This window comes from Roseovarius halophilus (ex Wu et al. 2025), assembly GCF_047086965.1.
In genome coordinates, this window is the sequence record NZ_JBKOTX010000507.1 from 1 (window position 1) to 946 (window position 946).

Sequence of the window (946 nt, forward strand, 5' to 3'; positions counted from 1 at the left end):
AGCGCCAGACGGTCGGCTTCGACGTGTCCGCGCGCCGCATGATCTCGCCCGTGCCGTGACCATCCGCCGTCGCCAGCACGATCTTCGCCCGCCAGACGAGCTTGCGCGGGGTGTTCCGGTCGGCGACCAGGGATTGGAGTTCGGCTCGGTCAGCGGGGCTCAGGTAAAGGCAGATGTCATTACGTCTCATGCCCCCACAATGACACATCGGCGAGCAGTTTTGAATCCTCCGTCAGGCGGGGAGCACTAGCGCGCCGAGACCGCCGCGTTGGTCATCCCACATGCCGACACGCAGGCGATGAACGCGCATCTTGCGGAAATCTCGAGAACCGTTGCGCCCGGAGTCCATGCCATCCTCGTGCTCGACGGGGCTGGCTGGCATGGATCGGCCACCCTGTGTAATCGCCGGACGTAATCTCCCCAAAACTGCCGTTTGAATTTTCCCCAGTCGTGAGCGTCAGGGGCAATTCCGAACTCCAATTATTCGGAATTGTCGCTGGCGCGGGACATGAGGCCTGATGCCCTGAACGAGGAACTGACCGGGGGCAGGCAGGTGAAGGGACTGAGGGAGATCGTTTTGATCCATGATTTGAAGAAGCAGGGCCTGAGCGTTTCTGCGATTGCGCGCAAGGTTGGCTGTGACCGCAAGACGGTTCGGAAGTATCTCGACGGTGGGTTGGAAGCGCCGGTTTACGGGCCACGCCAGCCGCGATCGCGGGTGATCGAGCCTTATGAGGATTATTTGCAGGAGCGTATTCAAGCTTTTCCCGATCTCAGCGGGGCGCGCCTGCTGCGTGAAATCCGCAAGCTGGGCTCCGACGGCGCGTTGGCGCCCACAATCGTCAGATGCCCGCCCGCAAACCGCTTGTGCAGGATCTTGTTGTTGCCATCGCGCGACTTCGGGTTGGCGATCTTGTCTTGCAAACACGGCGTGTCCCGCGCCATC

General features: G+C 61.6%; 2 protein-coding genes and 2 pseudogenes. 1 reads left to right on the plus strand and 3 read right to left on the minus strand.

Going from position 1 to position 946, the window contains the following annotated elements; all coding sequences use genetic code 11:
• Together ACH107_RS33170 and ACH107_RS33175 are read right to left on the minus strand one after the other, a co-directional pair.
• A pseudogene (locus ACH107_RS33170) lies at positions 1 to 190 on the minus strand (IS630 family transposase); the annotation flags it as partial.
• Between the two features lie 42 nt (positions 191 to 232).
• The gene (locus ACH107_RS33175) at positions 233 to 382 is read right to left on the minus strand and encodes a hypothetical protein (RefSeq protein ID WP_412509837.1); all 150 of its coding nucleotides are present in this window, start codon (positions 380 to 382) and stop codon (positions 233 to 235) included.
• Positions 383 to 508: 126 nt separating this feature from the next.
• Here ACH107_RS33175 and ACH107_RS33180 point away from each other — a divergent pair.
• Positions 509 to 826: pseudogene (locus ACH107_RS33180) on the plus strand (hypothetical protein); the annotation flags it as partial.
• Here the strand turns inward: ACH107_RS33180 and ACH107_RS33185 are convergent.
• Positions 757 to 945: a phage terminase large subunit family protein gene (locus tag ACH107_RS33185; protein WP_412509838.1), complete on the minus strand. Its 189-nt coding sequence runs from the start codon at positions 943 to 945 to the stop codon at positions 757 to 759. The pseudogene ACH107_RS33180 and the gene ACH107_RS33185 overlap by 70 nt on opposite strands.
• Position 946: the final 1 nt, after the last annotated feature.